Raw genomic sequence first — 20,363 nt, forward strand, 5'->3', positions numbered from 1 at the left:
CCAGAGGTCGGGCGGGACGCTGTTCAGGCCCGGACCAGGACGACGTCCAGGGTCCGGGGGCCGTGCACGCCTTCGACGCGTTCGAGTTCGATGTCGCTGGTGGCGGAGGGGCCGGAGATCCAGGTGAGCGGGCGGGTGGGGACCAGCCTCGCCACGGCTGCCGGTACCGAGGCGACGATCTGGTCCGGAGCGCGCACCACACAGAGATGGTGGTCGGGGACCAGGCTCAGCGCCCGGCGGCCCTGCCCCGGCCCGCCGTCCAGCACGATCGTGCCCGTCTCCGCGACGGCCAGCGCGCAGCCGGTCACCACACTGTCCGCCTCCTCACAGGCCCGGGGGCTCAGCGGCGGTGTGTCGGTGAGCCGGGTGACCGCGGCCCCGGCGAGCCAGGGCGCGGGCAGTCCCTCCGGGACGATCACCGTACGCGCCCCGCGCCGGGCCAGCACCGCGGCCACCGTGGCGGGCAGGGCGGCGGGGTCGCACCGGTGCACGGTGGCCCGGTACTCGGTGAGACGGTCCTGGAGCAGATCCAGCAGCGCGGCGGGGTCGTCCGGGGCGTGCGCGGCCCGGTAGCCGCGGGGGACGGGCACGTCCTCGGGCCGCTCCTGGCCGGGAACGTCGCCCAGGGCGGCGCGGATACGGCCGAACACCAGGTCACGGCTGCTCATGGCGCTCCTCGGGTGTCCGGTCGGCGCGGGCGCGCCACCAGTCGCGGAAGGGTTCGGCGGGCATCCGGGGCAGATCGCGGGACGCGCCCCAGGCCCCGGCGCCGGGGCCTGGCAGCCGACGGGGATGCAGCCGCCGGGTGCGGGAGGCGGCGCGCTCGGCCGCCGCGAGCACGCCGGGGCGGTCGAGGACCCAGCCCGCGGCGCGGACGGCCGCCCTCTCCAGCCGGTGCCCCGCACCGCCCTGGTCCGCCACCCGTTCGCGCAGATGGACGAGGACCTCGGGGATGTCGATGGCCACGGGGCAGACCTCGTAACAGGCGCCGCACAGCGAGGAGGCGTAGGGCAGCGACGCGTCCAGCTCGGTGCCGGTGCCCCGGAGCTGGGGTGTGAGGATGGCGCCGATGGGACCGGGGTAGGGCGATCCGTACGCGTGGCCCCCGGCACGTTCGTACACCGGACAGACATTGAGACAGGCCGAGCAGCGGATGCAGCGCAGCGCCTGACGGCCCACGGTGTCGGCCAGGGTGTCCGTGCGGCCGTTGTCGAGCAGCACCAGATGGAAGACGCGCGGGCCGTCGCCGTCCGTGGTGCCGGTCCACATGCTGGTGTACGGGTTCATCCGCTCGGCGGTCGAGGACCGCGGCAGCGTCTGGAGGAAGACCTCCAGATCCCGCCAGGTCGGTATGACCTTCTCGATGCCCACCACGGAGATCAGGGTCTCGGGCAGCGTCAGGCACATCCGGCCGTTGCCCTCGGACTCCACCACCACCAGCGTGCCCGTCTCGGCGACCATGAAGTTCCCGCCGGAGACGGCCACCTTGGCGCTCAGGAACTTCTCCCGGAGATGGAGCCGCGCCGCCTCGGCCAGTTCGCCGGGGGTGTCGGAGAGCCCCTCGGGAGCCGCCCGGCCCCAGGCGGCCATGCGATCACGGAAGATGTCCCGGATCTCGGCGCGGTTCTTGTGGATCGCCGGGACCAGGATGTGGGAGGGACGGTCGTCGCCCAACTGCACGATCAGTTCGGCGAGATCGGTCTCGTAGGCGGTGATGCCCTCGGCGGCCAGCGCCTCGTTGAGCCCGGTCTCCTGGGTGGCCATCGACTTGACCTTGACGACCTCCGACTCGCCGGTGGCCTTCACCAGGTCCGCCACGATCCGGTTCGCCTCGGCCGCGTCGGCCGCCCAGTGCACCACCCCGCCGGCCCGGGTGACCGCCGTTTCCAACTGCTCCAGATAGTGGTCGAGATGGCGCAGCGTACGGTCCTTGATCGCCGCTCCGGCGGCGCGCAGCTCCGCCCAGTCGTCCAGTTCGGCGACGGCCTGCGCGCGCTTGGCGCGGATGGTGTGGGTGGCGTGGCGCAGATTCGCCCGCAGTGTCTCGTCGCCCACGGCCTCCTTGGCCGCGGCGGGGAACGCCGGCATCCCCAGATACGTGCCGGTCATGACCAGGGCTCCTCTTCCGTCGACGCGAGGATCTCGGCGAGGTGCAGCGGGCGCAGTCCACTGCCCCGGCGGCGCAGCATCCCGTCGAGGTGCAGCAGACAGGAGTTGTCCGCGCCGCACAGCACGCGGGCTCCGGTGGACTCGGCGTTGCGGATCTTGTCGGCGCCCATGGCCGCCGAGACATCGGGGTTCTTGACCGCGAAGGTGCCGCCGAAGCCGCAGCACTCCTCCGCGCCGGGCAGTTCCACCAGGTCCAGGCCCTCGACCGCTTCCAGCAGCCGCCGGGGCCGGTCCCCGAGCCCCAGTGCCCGCAGTCCGTGACAGGACGGGTGGTAGGTGACGGTGTGGGGGAAGTACGCGCCGACATCGGTCACGCCCAGCACGTCGACGAGGAACTCGGTGAACTCGCGCACGCGGCCCGCCAGCGAACCGGCCCGGCCGGCGAGGTCGTCGCCCCGCCCCTCGGCGGCGGCGCGCGCGCCGATCCGGGGATAGTGGTCGCGGATCATGGCCACGCAGGAGCCCGAGGGCGACACCACATGGTCGTATCCGTCGAACGCCTCGGCCGTCCGCCGTACCAGCGGCTCGGTCGCGCGGCGGTAGCCGGTGTTGTACTGGGGCTGGCCGCAGCAGGTCTGCTCGAAGGGGAAGTCCACCTGGACGCCGAGCCGTTCGAGAACGGTGACGGTGGCGATGGCCGTGGACGGATGGACGGCGTCGTTGACACAGGTGGGGAACAGGGCGACGCGCATGGCGGTCATTCCTTGGTCGCTCCGGCGAGCATCCCGGACACCAGCGTGCGCTGCGAGAACAGGAAGAGCACCAGAACGGGCAGGATGGCGACGAGAATCGCCAGGGACAGCTCGGGGATGGTGATGTTCAGACCGGCGCCGGCCACGGGGTTGAACGACGGGGTCGAGGTCAGTAGCTGGTTCAGTCCGACCTGGACGGGGAACTGCTCGCTGTTCGGCAGCACGAGGTACGGCAGGAAGAAGTTGTTCCAGTTGCCCACGAAGCTGAAGAACGCGACCAGCCCGACCACGGGCTTCGCCAGCGGCAGCGCGATACGGGAGAAGAGCTGCCACTCCGTGCAGCCGTCGATCCGCGCGGCCGACAGCAGATCCCTGGGCAGGCTGCTGCCGAAGTAGATGTACACCAGGTACACGCCGAAGGGGTAGAAGGAGAAGGGCAGGATCACCGACCAGACGGTGCCGATCAGATGGAAGCGGTTCAGCTCCAGGAAGACCGGCAGGACGAGGGTGGCCTGCGGCATGATCATCGTGACCAGGGTGATGGTCAGCAGCGTCTTGCGGCCCCGGAACCTCGTCAGCGCCAGCGCGTAGCCGGCCGGCACACTGACCGCCAGCGTCAGGATCAGTGATCCGCCGGAGTAGACGGCCGAGTTGCGCAGCCAGGTCGCCATCGCGCCGTCCTGGAAGGCGAACAGGTGCTCCCAGGCGGTGCCGATCTGCCGGAACGAGCCGAAGGACAGCGGGTTGTCGTGCACCACCTGGCCGGCGGTCTTCGACGGCGCCAGCAGCAGCCAGATCACCGGCAGCACGAAGAACACCAGCAGGGCGGCCAGCAGCAGGCCCACGATCAGGAAGGAAGCGGCCCGGGAGGGCCGTACGCGCCGGCCGGCGGGCGCCGGGGGAAGAGCGGTCTGTGTCATTTCTCGTCCAACGTGAACAGGTTCGACCGGGCGACCAGCAGACCCGCGGCGATGAGCCCCAGGGCCAGCAGGAAGACGGAGATGGCGGCGGCGCCGTTGAAGTCGCCCTGCTGGAAGGCGTAGACATAGGCGAGCTGGTTCGGGGACCAACTGGGGCTCACCCGGCCCAGACTCGCGGTCTGGAGGAGCTGGGGCTCGACGAAGAGCTGGGTGCCGGTGGCGAAGGCCATGATGGTCATATAGACGATCCACTGCCGGATCATCGGGATCTGGATGTGCCAGGCGGTGCGCCAGGGGCCCGCGCCGTCCACCCGGGCCGCTTCCAGCACCTCGTCCGGGATGTTGTTCAGCGCCCCGTACATCACGACCATCCAGCCGCCGGCGCCGGTCCAGAAGGCGATCAGCATCAGGATCAGCGGCAGATTGCCGGGTGCGAGCACGGCCGCGAAGCTGTGCATGCCCAGGCTGTTGAGCAGCCAGGAGACCGGGCTGACATCCGGGTCGAGCATGAAGAGCCAGACCAGGACGCTGGCGACTCCGGCGAGGGCGCCGGGAATGTAGTAGAGGAAGCGGAAGAGCGCCGAGGTGCCCGGCCGCACCCGGCCGCGCAGGACCACCGCGACGAGGACGACCAGCACGACCAGGACGACCAGCCACATGACCAGGTAGACCAGCATATGGGTGAAGGCCGGGACGAAACGGTAGTCCTGGGCGACCTTCACGAACTGGTTGAACCCGGTGAACTGGCCCCGGTCGTTGGTGAGCGCCAGATAGAACGAGTAGGCGGTCGGGAAGACGCCGAACGCGAGGAGCAGCACCGCGTACCCCGCGACGAAGAGGTAGCCCGCGAGGCCGGGGCCCCTCCGCCGCGGCGCGGTGCCGCGGCGGAGGGTGGAGACGGCGACGCGCTCGGTCTCCAGCAGTGTCATTCGTCGACCACCTGGTATCCCACGGCCTTCGCCTGGTTGCTGATCTCCTCCTGCCAGGCGGGCAGGGTGGCGACCAGGCTCTTGCCCGAGGTCAGGGCGGGCAGGACGATGCTCGACCAGGCGGTGGCGTCCGAGAACCTGGTGTTCGACCAGCCGGTCCACACCTCGTCCGCGGCCTCCTGGAAGGGCTTGCTCACGTCGTTGGCGAAGTAGTCGCTGTTCGCCGGGTTGGCCAGCCACGCCTGCGCGGCCTTGGTGTAGGCCGGGTAGGTGGGCGCGGACGCCTGGTTCTCGTCGGAGGTGGTCAGCCAGGTGGCCAGATCCGTGGACGCCTTGAGGTTGGCGCTGTGCGAGGACACCATCCACACCCCGCCGCCGACATTGCCGGTGGTCGGCGTGGTCTCACCCGGCCAGGTCAGCGGGGACCCCACGGCGATCTGCTTGGCGGGGGTCTTGAAGGCGGTCTTGAACAGGTACTGGCCGTACCAGGACGGGCCGTACGCCATCAGTACCTTGCCGCCGCTGTCCTTGGCGAAGCCCTGGCTGAAGAAGCCCTTGGTGGTGACGGCCTTGGCGGAGATCAGGCCGTCCAGCAGCGTCGCCATCCGGACGCACTTCTCGTCCTTCAGATCGCTGCGCAGGGTGTCCGGCTTCACCAGGCTGAACGCCGGGCACTGGGAGGACCAGAAGTACGACTCGTGGGAGTTGGTGTCGCCGACCGAGCCGACGAGATAGCCGGGGTGCTCCTCGGCGACCCGCTTGCCCAGGGCCGCGTACTGCTCCCAGGTGGTGGGGACCTCGTACCCCCACTTGTCCATGAGCGACTTGTTGTACCAGAGGACCACCTGCGCGATGTCGTTGCGCACGCAGTAGGTGTGGCCGTTGAACTGGCAGGGCGCGAGGGAGCCCTTGGCGAAGCCGTCCAGGACGCTCCGGGGGACGAGCTTGTCGTCCAGGGGCGCGGCGAACGGCTGCGCGCCGGGCTTGGTGGGCTCGGACGCCCAGGTCATGTCGGTGGGCGAGCCGAACACCACGTCCGGCCAGCCGCTGCCGGTCCGGTCGAAGAGCTGCACCTTCGACTGGAGATAGGTGGAGCCGTCGGCGCCGCCGTCGTAGGTGACGATCTCCATCTTCACGTCCGGGTGTGACTTCTGGTACGCCTGCACCGAGGGCAGCCGGGTGGAGTCCGCCCACACCGTGATCTTCGATCCGTCCTTCTGCGCGGCCGGCTCGAACGCCGTCCCCGCGGAGGGGGAGGAATCGGTGGAGGTGTCGGCGCTGGCACAGCCCGCCAGCACGGCCGCCGTGGCCAGGGAGAGCGCGGCGGCGGCGGTGCGTATCGCGGTGCGGCGCCGGCCGGCTCTCGGAGATCCGGAAGACCTCATCGTCTTGCCTCTTTCTTGTACTCGCGCTCGTTCACGCGTGGGACAGGTAACGCGCCGGATGGGGGCGCCGGGTGCGGCGGCCGGGCGGACGACTGCCGCCCGGCCGCCGCCCGGTCAGCGCGGCTGCTCGACGAAGCGCTGGAGTTCGCTTCCGTAACCGAAGTCGAGCGGGAGGGCTATGCCCGGCGCCGTGGGGGCGTGGACCAGGCCCTGTGCGTCCACATGGCGCTCGCGGACGACTTTCGCCGCGGTCACCAGGGACTCGTAGTAGGTGGTGTTGGAGATGGCCATGCACAGGTGGTGGTTCGGGATGTCCGAACCGTGCACCTCGGCCCGGAGCCGGTAGGCGTCGGCGAGGTGTGCGGTGCGCATGGCGCCGGTGATCCCGCCCCGCAGGGTGGTGCCGGCCCGTACGCCGAAGGTGGCGGCGCCGGCCCTGATGAAGTCCGCGGAGTTCATATGCGCTCCGTCGGACGTCTCGGCGACCAGCAGCGGTACGTCCACGGCGGACGCGAGCCGCTGGTACGCGGAGATGCTGAACTCGCGCATCGGCTCCTCGTACCAGAGGTAGTCCGCCTCGGACAGCGCCCGCCCCAGCCGGATCGCGTCGGGCAGGTCGAAACCGGCCGACCCGTCGTACATGAGCGGGACCGAGGGGCCGACGTGGTCGCGCAGCGCCAGACACAGCTCGGCGTCACGGCGGGCGTCGCCCCAGGCGTGCAGCTTGATCCCGCGGTAGCCCAGTTCCAGGCACTGGTCCGCCACGTCGAGGAACTCCGCGACGCTGGAGAACGTCGAGGTGGAGGCGTACGCGGGGATCGACTCCCGGAAGCCGCCGAGCAGCCGCCAGACCGGCTGGCCGTGGTAGCGGCCCGCCAGGTCCCACAGGGCGGTGTCGATCAGACCGAGGGTGGGGAGCGGGAGTTCGTGGATACGGTCCAGCTCCCACACCCGGTGCCACAGCCATTCCCGCTGGAACGGATCGGCCCCGACCAGCTCGTCACGGAAGACCAGGTCGACGAGGTCCCGCAGGGTGGCGAAGGCTCCCGGCCTGGCGAACGCGGCCACTCCCTCGGCTCCCTCGTCGGTCCCGATGCGCAGGACCGCGCCGTCGCCCACCGGAGCGCTTCCGCTCAGCCCGTCCCTCCAGCGGAAGGGCGGGCTGGCCGCCGGAACGTCGATCCGGTGTACTTCGACATGGGTGATCTTCATCCTGGCTTTCGTTTCTGTGTGAGCGTGCCGGCCCGGTGGGGGGCGTGTACGGCCCTGGGCGGGCGTACGGGTGACGGGTCAGAACTCGCCGTACACCTGGAGCCCGTAGACACTGCCGCCGTTCCAGCTGGAGCCGGTGACGGTCAGCCGCAGATGGCGGGCGGTGACGGGCCGGCCGGCGAAGGAGTAGTTGGCCGCCGACACGGTGTTCGTGGCGGTGTGGTCCTCGAACGTGGACCACCGGGTGCCGTCGGTCGAGTACTCCAGCCGGTACTGGTAGCCGCTGGACTTCTCGAAGGTGGTCACCACGCCGGAGATCTCGGTGTCCCTGCCCAGGTCCACCTGGATCCAGGAGGGGTCGGGCAGGCCGAGGCCCTGGGCCCAGCGGGTGGAGAGATCGCCGTCGACCGCCTTCTCGGGGGTGTTGTCCTCGGAGTACGACGAGGCGGTGACGGGCTTGCGCAGCGCCAGATCGTGGTCGGCGGGCGTGGTGGTGACCGCCGCCGCACTGGGCTCCGAGGTGTTCAGCACGGCGTCGCGGGCCACGACGGTGAAGGTGTACTCCTTCTCCGGGGTCAGACCGGAGACCCGCAGCGTGGTGGCGTCGGTGAGGGCGATCCGCTTGCCGTCCTGGTAGACGGCGTAGCCGGTCACGCCGGTGTCGTCGGTCGCGGCGGACCAGTCGAGGTCGACCAGGCTGGGCAGCAGCGGGGTGACGCGCGGCTGTCCGGGGGCCGAGGGGGGCGTACGGTCCCCGCCGGGCGCCCGGGGCGCGCCGTAGACCTGGAGGTCGAAGACGCTGCCGCCGTTGCCGCGCGATCCGGTGACCGTCAGCCGTACGAAGCGGCCGGCGACCGGCTCGGCGGTGTGGAAGTAGTTCGTCATCGCCGAGGTGTCACCGGCGGTGTGGTCCTCCAGCGTCCGCCAGGTGATCTCGTCCGCCGACACCTCGACGCGGTACCGGTAGCCACTGCTCTTCTCGAAGGTGGTGATGGCGCCGTTCACGTCGTACTGGGCGCCCAGGTCCACCTGGATCCAGGAGGGGTCGGGCAGGCCGAGGCCCTGGGCCCAGCGGGTGGAGAGATCGCCGTCCACCGCCTTCTCGGCGGTGTTCTCCTCGGAGTACGAGGAGTAGGTGACGGGCTTCTTCAGCGCCAGGTCGCGGCCGGTGGGCATGGTGACCCGCACCTCGCGGCTCGGGCGGGACTCGTTGCCCGCCGCGTCGCGCGCGGTGATCCGGAAGGTGTAGGCCGTGCCCGCCGTCAGACCGGGGATGCGCACCGCGTTGGTGCCGGTGGCGTTGACGAGCCTGCCGTCGCGGTAGACGGAGTAGCCCGTGACGCCCTTGGCGTCGGTGGACGCCGCCCAGCTCAGGTCCGCGACGGTCGGGAAGTCGGTGACCGCGGCCGGGGTGCCGGGCGCGGTGGGCGCCTCGCGGTCGGTGACGGCCGGGCCCGGGTCGAGGTGGCGGTAGCGCGGCTGGAGGCCGGCGTTGTTCACGATCGAGGCCGGGAGCTGGTCGCAGGAGCCGACGGTGATGTTGCCGTTGACCTGGTTGTTCCTGCTCAGGTACTGGACGCTGAAGGCGGGGTTGCTGGTGTAGTTGCCACTGGCGGTGTTCTCCTCCGCGTGGTTCATCAGCAGCCACTGGAAGGACACGTCGCAGAAGGCGTTGCCGGTGTTCCGCCAGTGGCGGCTGCCCTCGTCGTGGTAGACCGCGCCGTACGCGTGCTCCGGAACGCCGTGGATGTAGTTGCCGGAGACCTCACCGCCCGGGTTGGAGCTGAGGGTGTAGACACCGCCGCCGTCGGCCTGCGACTTCATGATGTCGGCGATCTCGTTGTTCGTGACGAGGGTGTCACGGCTGGTGGTGGGGGTGTCCCAGACGGGGACGCCCGCGTTGTCCGGGTAGGCGCTGTTGCCGCCCTGGTCGGTCAGCCCCCAGCCCCAGCCCACGGAGATACCGCTGTACGGCAGGTCGTAGACCTTGTTGTGGGTGATCACCGTGTGGTCGGTGTAGCCGGCCAGGATGCCCAGCGAGCCGTTGTACTGGTCGGCGACCTTGGTGACGACGTTGTTGTCGACCGTCACGTCCTTGGTGATGTCACGCCGGTCCTCGGGATGGGCGTCCCCGGCCTCGACCCCGCCGATCTGGATGCCGGTGGCGGCGATCTGCCGGAAGACATTGCCCGTGACGCCGGTGTCCTGGGTCCCGGTGTTGAGGTTCAGTCCGACGGCACCGAGGTGGGTGAAGGTGTTGCCGCTGAAGCCGATCCGGTGGCCGTGCGTCACATTGACCGCGCCGGGTGTCTTCTGCCAGTTCAGCCGGGTGGAGTCGAAGTCGGGGTTGTTCTCGCCGACCATCCGGAAGCCCGCCTGGCCCTCGATGTGGCCGTCGGACGAACTGGGCGCGAGCCAGGTCGAGTAGGAGAAGGTGATGCCCTCGAAGGAGACGTCGGTGACCGGCTTGGCCCTGGTGCCGTTCAGATCGACCAGATCCTGTACGAGCGGCACCGTGACGGTGGCCGCGGCCAGGTCCTGACCGTCCTTGGGCTGGTAGTAGACCTCGCCCGCGCTCTTGTCGAGATACCACTCGCCGGGGGAGTCCAGCAGCTCGCGGGCGTTCTCCAGCCAGGTCGGGTTCTGGATCTCCTGGCCCGACTGGAGGTTGGCGTTGTGCCAGCAGGGCTGGCGCATCGTCATCGTGGTGCCGGAGATCGACTCCACGGGGCAGCGCATCAGCTTCCAGCCCCACTGGCTGGCCACTTCCAGGTCCTTGGGGTTGCGGTAGCCGCTGAGGGCGGGGTCGGTGAAGGTGTAGCCGGTGGACGTCTTGCGGAAGCCGGGCGGGTTCTTCTCGCCGCGCGCCCGGGTCTGGAGCTCGCCGTTCACATAGAGCTGACGGGTGTCGAGATCGCCGACGGACGCCTTGTAGACCTTCCCCGACGCGTCGGCCGGGGTCCAGCCGGTGATCCGCTTGCCGCCGCTGATCACCGGCCGTGCGCCGGGCGCGGCCTCGTAGATCACCCGCTGCCCGTCCTTGCCGGAGTCCTGGGCGGTGAGGGTGAAGGTACGGCTGAGCTGGTACGTACCGGACAGCAGCCGTACGCGGACATCGCCGCGGACCTTCTTCCTGGCCCCGCGCACATAGTCCCGCGCGTGTTCCAGTGTTCTGAAGGGATGTGCGGCGGAGCCGGAGCCGGAGTCCCGGCCGGACGGCGAGACATAGACGTCCAGGCCCGGCGCGCGCGCCGGGGACGCCTGCGCCGGTACGGCCGTGGCCAGGGGCGCCGCCACCGCGGCCAGGGACAGGGCGGCCACCAGTGTTCTTCGGAGCGGTATGCGCATGCTTCTGCGTACGGACGGTACAGACACGGAAATCCAATCGCCTGAAATGAAGTGACATGGGGGAGCCCGGTCGTCCTCCGGGCTCCCCCGGCGTTGGGCGGCTCCTCACGTGAGCCGTGGCACCGGCGTGCCGCGCTGCCGGGTACGGGGCCGGTGTGCCGCCGGTCTACGAGGCGGACGTCTCCGGGGACAGCGGTTCGTCCCCGGTACCGGCGTTCCTCGCGGGCCGTGCGGGCGCCCCGGGGGCGGCACGGCCGTCGAGGTTGAACAGCCGGTCACGGATCTTTCGTTCGAACTGGCTCTGTGTGGTGGCGATGTGCTCCACCATCAGCTCCCCGGCGAGATCGGCCTCCCCCGCGGCGACCGCCTCGGCAATGGCGAGGTGCTGGCGTGCGGCGACTTCCAGCGACCCGGGGGCGTCCCCGTGGAAGAGCAGCACATCGGACTGTGACGCCAGGCGCCGCACACCGGCGACGCTCGACCTCAGGAACACGTTGTGCGCGGCGGCACCCACCGCGTCGTGGAACGCCTCGTCGGCCTTGGTGAAGGCGTGCGCGTCGGCCGCCCGGCCCGCCACCAGCGAGGTCTCGGCACACTCCCGGACGGCCCTGACCTCGATCGGTGTGGCGAGGGTGGCGGCCCGGCGGGCCGTCTCCGACTCGATCACCGTCCGGTAGTCGAGGAGCATGAGGACGTCCTCCATGCTCGTCGGCCGGAAGTGCGCGAGATGGTCGTCCACCAGTCCGCCGGCCGAGTCGGCGACGAAGATGCCCGCGCCGCGCCGCACGCTCAGCCGGCCGATGGCGGCCAGGACCTTCACGGCCTCGCGGGTGACATTGCGGGAGGCGCCCAGGATCTGCGCCAGGCCCTGTTCGGTGGGCAGCCGGTCCCCCGAGCGCAGGTTCTGCTCGGTGATGTAGTTCAGCAACTGCTCGGCGACCAGTTCGTACCCCGGCCGGTACGGACGCGACGCGTCGTCATCCCCTTCGCCAGGGACCTGTGGTGCTGCCACGGCGAAACCCCCCTCGTACACATTCGGATTAATCAGGTTCATCGGCGGGGGCAACTATGACATCCGTGTTTCGTGTTGAGAAGAGTTCGGGCGAAACTTCGTTCACCGCCTCCCTGAAGTGTTGCTAAACCCATCAAAAGGGATGTCCCGCTCAGAAGTATTGCGCGGAAAGGATCCGATCCTTATGGTCCTGCCTGTCGGATGAAGCAGATCCTTGGTGAGGGAGAGAGCGGCGGCGCCGGGACGGGCGGCCGGCGCGGACACCACCAGGACCCGCACTCCGGCGCGAGCCGCGGCCGGAGCGCGGGGCCGTGCGGCCCCGCGCCGCCCACGCGGCGGGACGTCCGAGCGCACACCCGTGGGGAGAGACCGCGATGAGACTGGCACGGCACGGCAGGCCGGGAGCCGAACAACCCCTGATATCCGGAGCCGGCGGGGTGTGGCGCGACCCGCGCCCCGTCGTCGGCGATCTGACGCCCGCCACCCTTCCCGCCGTCCTGGCCGGTGCCGGCCTCGACGCGCTGCCGGCGGCCGGGACGCGCGAGCGGTTCGGACCGCCGCCGGCCGGTATCGGAAAGATCGTCCGCGTCGGGCTCAACCACCGGGAGCACGCGGCCGAGACGGGCGCCGCCGTCCCCGGGGCGCCGATCGTCTTCCTCAGGTCACCGGACACGGTGGTCGGTCCCGACGACCCGGTCCTGATCCCGCGCCGCTCCGTGAAGACCGACCACGAGGCCGAACTCGCCGTCGTCATCGGCCGCCGGCGGCAGACCTTCGGGCAGACCTTCGGGCAGGCCTGACATGGGTGCTTTCGACGGACTCAAGGCCCTGGTCACCGGCGGCGCCTCGGGCATCGGCCTGGCCACCGCCCGGCTGCTCGCCGCCGAGGGGGCGAGGGTGGCCGTGCTCGATCTGACGGAGGCGGCGCCCGAGGGGTTCGCCGCCTCCGTCCGCGCCGACATCGGTGACGACGCGTCGGTCGTGGCCGGTGTGGGGCAGGCCCTCGCGGCCCTCGGCGGGCTGGACGTCCTGGTCAACAACGCCGGGATCGGCGCACAGGGCGGTATCGAGGACAACGGCGACGACGAGTGGCACCGCGTGCTCGACATCAATGTCGTCGGGCTGGTGCGGGTCACCCGAGCCGCGCTGCCCGCACTCCGCGCCTCCGCCCACGCGGCGGTCGTCAACATCGGCTCGATTGCGGCGACGGCCGGCCTGCCGCAGCGCGCGGTGTACTCGGCCAGCAAGGGCGCGGTGGTCTCGCTGACCCGGGCGATGGCCGCCGATCTGCTGCCGGACGGCATCAGGGTCAACGCCGTCAACCCCGGCACCGCCGACACCCCGTGGGTGGGCCGGCTGCTGGAGCGGGCCGACGACCCCGCCGCCGAGTACGCGGCACTGGCCGCCCGGCAGCCGCACGGCCGTCTGGTCGCCGCCGACGAGATCGCCGCCGCCGTCGCCCATCTCGCCTCCCCGGCCGCCGCCTCCACGACGGGCAGTGTCCTCGCGGTGGACGGCGGCATGGACGCACTGCGCCCGCGGAAGGAGGGCTGAGCCGTGCGGCGCTTCGCCGCCGTGATCCGGCTGCGGCCCGAGAAGGAGCAGGAGTACCGCGCCCTGCACGCCGCCGCGTGGCCGGGCGTGCTCGCGGCCCTCAAGCGGGCCCACATCGGCAACTACTCCATCTTCCTCCGCGACGGCCTGCTGTTCAGCTATCTGGAGTACACGGGGACCGACTACGCCGCCGACACCGCGGCGATCGCCGCCGATCCGGTCTCGCGCGAGTGGTGGGCGCTGACCGACCCGTGCCAGCGGCCGCTGGACGGTGCGGCGGAGGGGGAGTGGTGGGCCCCGGCCGAGGAGATCTTCCACCTCGACTGAGGGCGGGGCCCTGAGCGGGGCCCTGCTGAGCGCGGCCCCGCCGAACCCCTCCCGCGCCCCACCGAAGACCACCGACCCGGAGACCACCGACCCGAAGGATCGAACGGTGCGTATCGACGCTCATCACCATCTGTGGGACCTCGACGTGCGCGACCAGCCGTGGACGCGCGACGTGCCCGCCCTGCGCCGGACCTTCACCGCGGAGGAACTGCGGCCCGCGCTCGACCGGAACGCCATCGACGCCACCGTCGTCGTCCAGACCATCGCCGTACCCGAGGAGACCCCGGAACTGCTCGCCCTCGCGTCCTCGGACCCGTATGTCCGGGCGGTCGTCGGCTGGACGAGCCTGACCGCCCCCGATGTCACCGACCGGCTCGCGGAACTGCGCGAACTGCCCGGGGGCGCCGCCCTCGTCGGCATCCGGCACGGCATCCAGGACGAGGCCGACCCCCGGTGGCCGGAGCGCCCCGAGGTCCGCCGCGGCATCGAGGCCGTCGGCGCCGCGGGCCTCGTGTACGACCTGCTGGTCCGGCCCGACCAACTGCCCGCCGCCGTCAGGACCGTACGCGAGTTGCCCGATGTCCGCTTCGTCCTGGACCACGCGGGCAATCCGGTCGTCGGCCCGGACGGACTGGAGCCGTGGACCGCGCTGCTCACCGCTCTCGCCGACTGCCCCAATGTGGCCGTGAAACTGTCCGGCCTGGTCACCAGGGCCGGCGCGGCCCCCGCCCATCCCCCGCGCCCCTACACGGACATCCTGCACACGGACGCCCTGCACACGGACATCCTGCACACGGACACCCTGCGTCCCTACACGGATGTACTGCTCGCGACGGTGGGCCCCGGCCGTCTCCTGTACGGCTCCGACTGGCCGGTCTGTCTGCTCGCGGCCGGTTACGACGATGTCCTGGCCACCGCCCAGGCACTCACCGGCGACCTCGGCGCGGACGAGCGCGAGGCGGTCTTCGGCGGAACGGCCGCGCGCTGGTACGGGATCGCCGCGTGACGGCCCGCCGGCTCGGCCGTACCGATGTCCGCGTCAGCCCCCTGGGCTTCGGCGGCGCCCCCCTCGGCAATCTCTACACGCCGCTCGACGACGACCGGGCGCGGTCCGCGCTCGACGCCGCCTGGGACGTCGGTGTGCGCTCCTACGACACCGCCCCGCACTACGGCCTCGGTCTGTCGGAGCGGCGGCTCGGCGCGGCGCTCGCCCAGCGGCCCCGGGCGGAGTTCACCGTCTCCACCAAGGTCGGCCGGCTGCTGGAGCCCCACCCGGCGCCCACCGGATCCGACCTGGCCGCCGGGGGCTTCGCCGTACCGGACACACTGATCCGCCGCCCCGACTACTCGCGGGACGGGGTGCTGCGGAGCCTGGAGAGCAGTCTGGCCCGGCTGGGTCTGGACCGGGTCGACATCGTCTATGTCCATGACCCCGACGACCATCTGGACACCGCTCTCGGCCAGGCGCTGCCCGCGCTGGCCGACCTGCGCGACCAGGGCGTCGTCGGCGCCGTCGGTGTCGGTATGAACACCGTCGCCCCGCTGCTGCGGATCGTCGCGGAGGCGGACGTGGACACCGTGATGGTGGCCGGCCGGTGGACCCTGATCGACCGGACCGCCCGCCCGCTGCTCGACGCGTGCGCGCGGCGGGGTGTCTCGGTGGTCGCCGCGGCACCGTTCAACTCCGGTCTGCTCAGCAGGCCCCGCCCCTCGGACGACGCCTCCTTCGACTACGGCCCCGCCTCCGGCGCGCTGCTGCGCCGGGCCCGGCGTCTCGCCGGCGTCTGCGCCCGGCACGGCACCGTCCTGCCGCACGCCGCCCTCCGCTTCCCGCTGCGCGACCCCGTCGTGGCCGGTGTGGTCGCGGGCTTCCGCTCCGCCCACGAGGTCACCTCCGCCGCCCGCTGGATCGGTACGGACCTGAGCGAGGAGGCGTGGTCGGACCTCGACGAGGCCGCCGCAGAGGCCCCCGCTCCCGGTGGCGTCCAGCCCCGCGTTCACCCGTGACGCGCGGACATTGTCACGGTCGCGTCCTGGGACGGTACGGGTCGAACAGGGCCCGGACCAGGGCCGTAGCTCCTGGTGTGAAACGCTTCGGACCGGCCGGAGCGTCCGTGCCATCCTTCGGGGGTTGTTCTCCATGTTCCGTACACGTGCCACCGCGCTCGCCTCTCTCGCGGCAGTGGGAGCACTGCTGCTCTCCGCCTGCGGCGGCAATGACAGCGCCGCCGACACCGCCGCCTCCGCCATCGGGTCCAGCGCCAGCGGCTTCTCCTTCCTCCTCGGTACCGCGAAGGAGAACAAGGCGGACCTGAGCACCGGCGACCTGGCGCCCGACGCCGCGCCCGCGGTCGCGTCCACGGTGCGCAAGCCGGTGATCCGCAAGTGGGTGCAGCTCTCCTCGGGCAAGGCCGGGGATCTGGACCCCGTGGTGGTCAACGGGGCGGGGTTCACCCTGTACCGGTTCGACAAGGACACCGCGGACCCCTCGGTCTCCAACTGCACCGGTGAGTGCGCCACGACCTGGCCGCCGTACCTGGTGGCGTCGGGCGGACGGGTCTTCATCGACGGGGTGGACAAGTCCGCGATCGGCTTCATCAAGCGCGACGGCGCGTTCCAGGTCACGGTCGGCGGCTGGCCGGTCTATCTCTTCAGCAAGGACACCACGGCCGGGGACACCAACGGCCAGGGTGTGGGCGGCACCTGGTTCGGTGTCAGGCCCGACGGGGGGAAGGCCGGCCAGAGCGATGGCGGCGCCGGCGACCAGCCCGCCGGGAGCGCCGACCCGACATCCCCGCCCGCGCACAGCGCCACCTTCTTCGACGGTGCGGACTTCGCGGATCCCGCCCAGGGCGTGGCCGGGCCCGGCTGCCAGAACGTCCGCTTCTCCGGATCGCTCCGGATGAGCGGCTCCGCCAAGATCTGGGACGGCCCGGACTGCACCGGCAAGTCGCTGACCGTCGAGGGTGATGTGCCGGACCTCGCGGCCCGCGGATTCACGACGGTGAAGTCCGTCCGCTTCTCCGACTGACCCCGGCCCCTGGGCGGACGGCGGGACGGGCCCCCCTCCTCCCGCTCCCGCCCGCCCAGGGCCGTTCTCGTACGAGGAGAGCCTGGGCTACGAGGAGAGACCGGGCTACGAGGAGAGACCGGACCGCGAGGGGAGCCCCGGCGGTGGAACAGCGCTGTGGCGGCCCCCCTCCGCGAAGGAAGGGGACCGCCACACCGGTTCGGTGTTACGTCCACGCGGCCGTGCCTGCGGCCACGCCCGCGGAGGTGCCCGCGGACGGTGCCGGCCGGACGGTCACTTCAGGGCGCGTTCCGCCCCGTTGGGTGCCTTGGACCTCGCCGCCGCGGCCCCGCCCGTGATCACGAAGCTCGATCCCGGCTGGGTGACGATGTTCCCGTCGGCCGAATTGGTGATGGTCACATTGGACAGTGTCGCGTTGCCGCGGGCACCGCTCATGGCCAGGATGCCGGCGCCGTTGTTGGACTTGTCGATCTTCACATTGCTGATCACGACGTTCGGCATATTGCCGCCGCCCGTCTTGAACTGGATGCCGTCGTACGTCGAGTCGAAGATGTCGGTGTCGCGGATCGTGACCCCGGGGATGTCTCTGGCCTGCGGGAAGAGGGTGATGGCGCCGAACTCCTGATCCTCGTTCCAGAAGGCGCCGCCGGTGCGGTGGAGGGCGTTGTTGGCGATCAGGGTCTGCCCGGAGAAGGGCAGCGGATCGTGGTCGGTCGCCAGCATGATGCCCGGGTAGTTCGCCGTGTCGTAGATCAGGTTGTTCTCGATCTTGTTGCCGTAGCCGCCGTAGACCGCGATACCGGTCGCCCGCCAGGGCAACTGCACGGTGTTGTTGACGAACTGGTTGTCGTGCGCGATGTCCACCGACGGGTTCTTCACATACCGGTTGGCCCAGACCGCCAGCGAGTCGTCACCGGTGGTGCGGAACGAGGAGTTGAACACCCGCGAGTTGCTTGTGCCGTTGGTGAAGTTGATGCCGTCGGCATAGGTGTTGCGGATGCGCATCCCGCTGAACTCCACCCCGTCGCCGGGCCCCCAGAGGTCGGGGATGTTGTCGTAGTCACGGCCCACCCAGACACCCACGTTGGCGTGCTCGATCCACACGTTGGAGATCTTGGTGTCCTTGCCGAAGCGCCCGTTCAGACCGACGCCGCCCTCGGCGCCGCCCGGTCCGCCGCGGATGGTGCCGGAGCCGAAGATGGCGATGTCGGAGATCTGGGTGTTGTTGTCGATGTCGAAGCCGAAGTTGCCCTCGTGCGGGTGGTTGATGCTGCCGACGGCCTGGTGCGGCTCGGTCAGCGTGTAGAGCTGGGAGTGCCACATGCCCGCGCCGCGGATGGTGACATTGCTGATGCCCACCTGGTTGTACTGGCCGCGGTTCAGCGGGTCGTCGGTCAGGATCTTCTTCTCCTGCCGCCACTGGCCCGCCGGGATCCACACGCAGGAGATGGCGCCCTCCTGGTCGGCCGTCACGGCCCGCTGGATGGCGTCCGTGTCGTCGTTCCCGTCGTCGGGCACGGCACCGTACGCCGTGATCGAGGTGCACTCGGCCGGCTTGCTCGCCGGCGGGGCGACCTGCTCCAGGTCGACCAGGTCGATGATGTAGAACGGCGCCGAGTCGTTGGCGTCGCGCTGGAGCCTGAACTTGGTGCCGGCCGGATACGTGGACGACAGGAGCGCGTGCGACTCGTCGAACAGCCGCCGGGCGTCGGCCTGCGGCGTGTTCGTCAGCGCCTCGGGACCGTCGGTGTCGCCGTAGAGCCAGCTGTGCTTGGACGAGAGCGTCAGCTTACGGACGAAGGTGTTGTTGGCGTAGAGGCTGATCGTGGCCTCCGTGCCGCCGCCGTTCGGGGCGTCCGGAATGGAGTTGCGCACCACGATCGAGTTCGCCGGGTTGGTCGAGGTGAACTCCACGAACTGCCCGGTGCTGTTGAGCCGCACCGACTTCCGGCCGGAGGACTCGGAGGCGAAGTTGGTGTGCCCGAAGGTGCGCAGCGGGTCGGCCTCCAGCAGGGTGCCCTGGTACGTGCCGGACTCGGCCTCGTACTCGGTGTACGGGACCGCCGCCCCGCGTCCGACCACGATCGAGCGCGTGAAGGTGTTGTTGGTCTCGTTGGTCTCGGTGACGGTGTTGGTCGCGTCGGCGGTGGCGACGATGGTGGCTCCGCCGTTGGTGGCGGTCCAGGTCCCGCTGACGCTCACGTCGGCCGTCGCGCCCGCGGCGACCGAGGCCGTGTTGGTGTTGAGCGTGGTGCCGCCCACCGCCACCCGGGTGACCGTCGGGGCACCGGTCGCGGTGGTGCCGCGGTTCTTCACCGCGACGGTGAAGCGGACCGCCGCGCCCACGGCCGGGTTCTGCGGGGTGTACTCGATACCGAGCACCTGGAGGTCGGGGCCGGGGCTCTGCGCGACCACGAGCTGCGAGGTCGCGGTGAAGCTGTTGTTGGCGTTGTCCTGCTCGACGATCGTGTCGGTCGGGTCGACGATCGCGGTCACCGCGTAGCTGCCCATGGCGCGCCGTCCCACATCGACGGCGACGGTGGTCGAGGCACCCGCGGCGAGCGCGCCCACCGGGGCGCTGCCGGCCACCACTCCGCCCAGGCTGACGTTCACCGTCGTCGCGCCCGCGGCGGCCGTTCCCGCGTTGCGCACGGTCGCGTTCACCCTGATCGTGTCGTTCTCCACGGGGGAGGCGGGGGTCCAGGACAGTGCCGAGACGGTCAGATCCGGGTTGGGCGCCGGGGTACCGATGACCTGGACCTCCGCGACCTGCCCACCGGACGCACCGGTGTTGCTGAAGATCTGGAGCTGTACGTCGGCGGCGCGTCCGGTGACCGGGATGGTCACGGAGTTCTGGTTCGACGCCGGGTTGAAGGTGTAGTTGGCGCGGGCCGACAGCGAGGTGAAGCCGGTGGCGGCCTGGTCGCGGCCGAGGACCTGGATGTTCTGGGTCCTGGTCCCCCACACCCCGTCGGGGTTGAGCTTGACGACGACCGCGGTGACATCGGCGTTGGCGCCGAGCTTCACCGTCAGCGTCGAGGGGTGTCCGGCGGACTCCCAGTAGGTGCCGGTGTTGTTGTCGTTGGCGTTGCGCGCCACGAAGGTGAAGACCGACGACGACGCCTCGATCGGCTTGCCCACGGCGAGGTTGGTGCCGTCGGCCTCACCGCCGCCGCCTTCCTCACCGCCGCCGCCGTCGTCCTCCGGGCCGTAGACCTCGAACTCGGAGACCTGCGCGGCGGGCCAGCCCGTGTTGCCGGTGATGTTCAGCCGGACGTACCGCACGCTCGCCACCGGGAAGTCGATGGTGACGGTGTTGCCCGAGGTCTGGGCGAACGCCCGCCCCTGCGCGGCGGAGAGGGTGCTGAAGATGTTCCCGTCGGTGCTGCCCTGCACGCTGAGGGCCTGGGTACGGGATTCCCACGAGGTCGGCAGTTTGAGCACCACCTGGTCGACCTCGGTGGCGCTGCCCAGGTCGACCCTGATCCACGCCGGGAACGAGTTGGCCGGGCCCTCCCAGTACGTCGCCTGGTTGCCGTCCGTGACATTGGGGGCGGGATGGCTTCCCTCGGAGCCGCTCGCCGACGCCGGTCTGCCCTGGGCGAGATTGGGGCCGTCGGCCGCGGAGGCGGAGACGGGCAGGAGCCCGACCGAGATCATCGCGGCTATGACCGCGCTGATGATCAGCCGCCAGCGGAGCTGTTTCCGTTTCATGGTGTCCTCTGTTCGTCGGAACTCGTCGGAACGAGAGAGCGGGCGGCCCGCGGGGCCGGGCCGGCCGTGT

General features: G+C 70.9%; 16 protein-coding genes. 6 read left to right on the plus strand and 10 right to left on the minus strand.

The window, feature by feature from the left end; all coding sequences use genetic code 11:
- Window positions 1-23 precede the first annotated feature (23 nt).
- From ACFYYH_RS09010 to ACFYYH_RS09050, 9 genes are all read right to left on the minus strand, one after another.
- Window positions 24-668, minus strand: coding sequence for a lactate utilization protein C (locus ACFYYH_RS09010; RefSeq protein ID WP_388547853.1), 645 nt, complete (start codon window positions 666-668; stop codon window positions 24-26).
- On the minus strand, window positions 655-2,109 hold the full coding sequence (locus ACFYYH_RS09015) for a lactate utilization protein B (protein ID WP_388547856.1): 1,455 nt from the start codon (window positions 2,107-2,109) through the stop codon (window positions 655-657). Before ACFYYH_RS09015 ends, ACFYYH_RS09010 begins: the two co-directional genes overlap by 14 nt.
- A complete protein-coding gene (locus ACFYYH_RS09020) occupies window positions 2,106-2,861 on the minus strand; it encodes a (Fe-S)-binding protein (RefSeq protein WP_388547858.1) in 756 nt (251 codons plus the stop codon). Before ACFYYH_RS09020 ends, ACFYYH_RS09015 begins: the two co-directional genes overlap by 4 nt.
- 5 nt (window positions 2,862-2,866) lie before the next feature.
- Window positions 2,867-3,781: a carbohydrate ABC transporter permease gene (locus ACFYYH_RS09025; RefSeq protein WP_388547860.1), complete on the minus strand. Its 915-nt coding sequence runs from the start codon at window positions 3,779-3,781 to the stop codon at window positions 2,867-2,869.
- Entirely contained in the window at window positions 3,778-4,710 is a 933-nt protein-coding gene (locus ACFYYH_RS09030; protein ID WP_388547863.1) for a carbohydrate ABC transporter permease, read from the minus strand. The genes ACFYYH_RS09025 and ACFYYH_RS09030 overlap by 4 nt, the downstream gene beginning before the upstream one ends.
- Entirely contained in the window at window positions 4,707-6,095 is a 1,389-nt protein-coding gene (locus ACFYYH_RS09035; protein WP_388547866.1) for an ABC transporter substrate-binding protein, read from the minus strand. The genes ACFYYH_RS09030 and ACFYYH_RS09035 overlap by 4 nt, the downstream gene beginning before the upstream one ends.
- A gap of 114 nt (window positions 6,096-6,209) precedes the next feature.
- Entirely contained in the window at window positions 6,210-7,307 is a 1,098-nt protein-coding gene (locus ACFYYH_RS09040) for an enolase C-terminal domain-like protein (RefSeq protein WP_388547868.1), read from the minus strand.
- Between the two features lie 78 nt (window positions 7,308-7,385).
- Window positions 7,386-10,655 (minus strand): discoidin domain-containing protein, encoded by a 3,270-nt coding sequence (locus ACFYYH_RS09045; RefSeq protein ID WP_388547871.1) that lies wholly within the window; start codon window positions 10,653-10,655, stop codon window positions 7,386-7,388.
- Between the two features lie 166 nt (window positions 10,656-10,821).
- On the minus strand, window positions 10,822-11,667 hold the full coding sequence (locus ACFYYH_RS09050) for a FadR/GntR family transcriptional regulator (protein ID WP_388547873.1): 846 nt from the start codon (window positions 11,665-11,667) through the stop codon (window positions 10,822-10,824).
- 374 nt (window positions 11,668-12,041) lie between these two features.
- On the opposite strand from ACFYYH_RS09050, the gene ACFYYH_RS09055 reads away from it, so the two are divergent.
- From ACFYYH_RS09055 to ACFYYH_RS09080, 6 genes are all read left to right on the plus strand, one after another.
- A complete protein-coding gene (locus ACFYYH_RS09055) occupies window positions 12,042-12,467 on the plus strand; it encodes a fumarylacetoacetate hydrolase family protein (RefSeq protein ID WP_388547875.1) in 426 nt (141 codons plus the stop codon).
- Window position 12,468: 1 nt separating this feature from the next.
- A complete protein-coding gene (locus tag ACFYYH_RS09060) occupies window positions 12,469-13,221 on the plus strand; it encodes an SDR family NAD(P)-dependent oxidoreductase (protein ID WP_388547878.1) in 753 nt (250 codons plus the stop codon).
- A 3-nt stretch (window positions 13,222-13,224) separates the two neighbouring features.
- Window positions 13,225-13,548: an L-rhamnose mutarotase gene (locus ACFYYH_RS09065; RefSeq protein WP_388547881.1), complete on the plus strand. Its 324-nt coding sequence runs from the start codon at window positions 13,225-13,227 to the stop codon at window positions 13,546-13,548.
- A gap of 106 nt (window positions 13,549-13,654) precedes the next feature.
- Complete coding sequence (locus ACFYYH_RS09070) at window positions 13,655-14,554, plus strand: amidohydrolase family protein (RefSeq protein ID WP_388547883.1); 900 nt, start codon at window positions 13,655-13,657, stop codon at window positions 14,552-14,554.
- Window positions 14,551-15,555, plus strand: coding sequence for an aldo/keto reductase (locus tag ACFYYH_RS09075; protein ID WP_388547885.1), 1,005 nt, complete (start codon window positions 14,551-14,553; stop codon window positions 15,553-15,555). The genes ACFYYH_RS09070 and ACFYYH_RS09075 overlap by 4 nt, the downstream gene beginning before the upstream one ends.
- A gap of 133 nt (window positions 15,556-15,688) precedes the next feature.
- The gene (locus tag ACFYYH_RS09080; RefSeq protein WP_388547888.1) at window positions 15,689-16,579 is read left to right on the plus strand and encodes a hypothetical protein; all 891 of its coding nucleotides are present in this window, start codon (window positions 15,689-15,691) and stop codon (window positions 16,577-16,579) included.
- A gap of 273 nt (window positions 16,580-16,852) precedes the next feature.
- On the opposite strand, the gene ACFYYH_RS09085 is transcribed toward ACFYYH_RS09080, so the two are convergent.
- Window positions 16,853-20,293: a CARDB domain-containing protein gene (locus tag ACFYYH_RS09085; protein ID WP_388547890.1), complete on the minus strand. Its 3,441-nt coding sequence runs from the start codon at window positions 20,291-20,293 to the stop codon at window positions 16,853-16,855.
- Between the last annotated feature and the right edge of the window lie 70 nt (window positions 20,294-20,363).

Origin of the sequence: Streptomyces sp. NPDC002018 (assembly GCF_042890865.1) — a bacterium.
GTDB lineage: Bacteria > Actinomycetota > Actinomycetes > Streptomycetales > Streptomycetaceae > Streptomyces.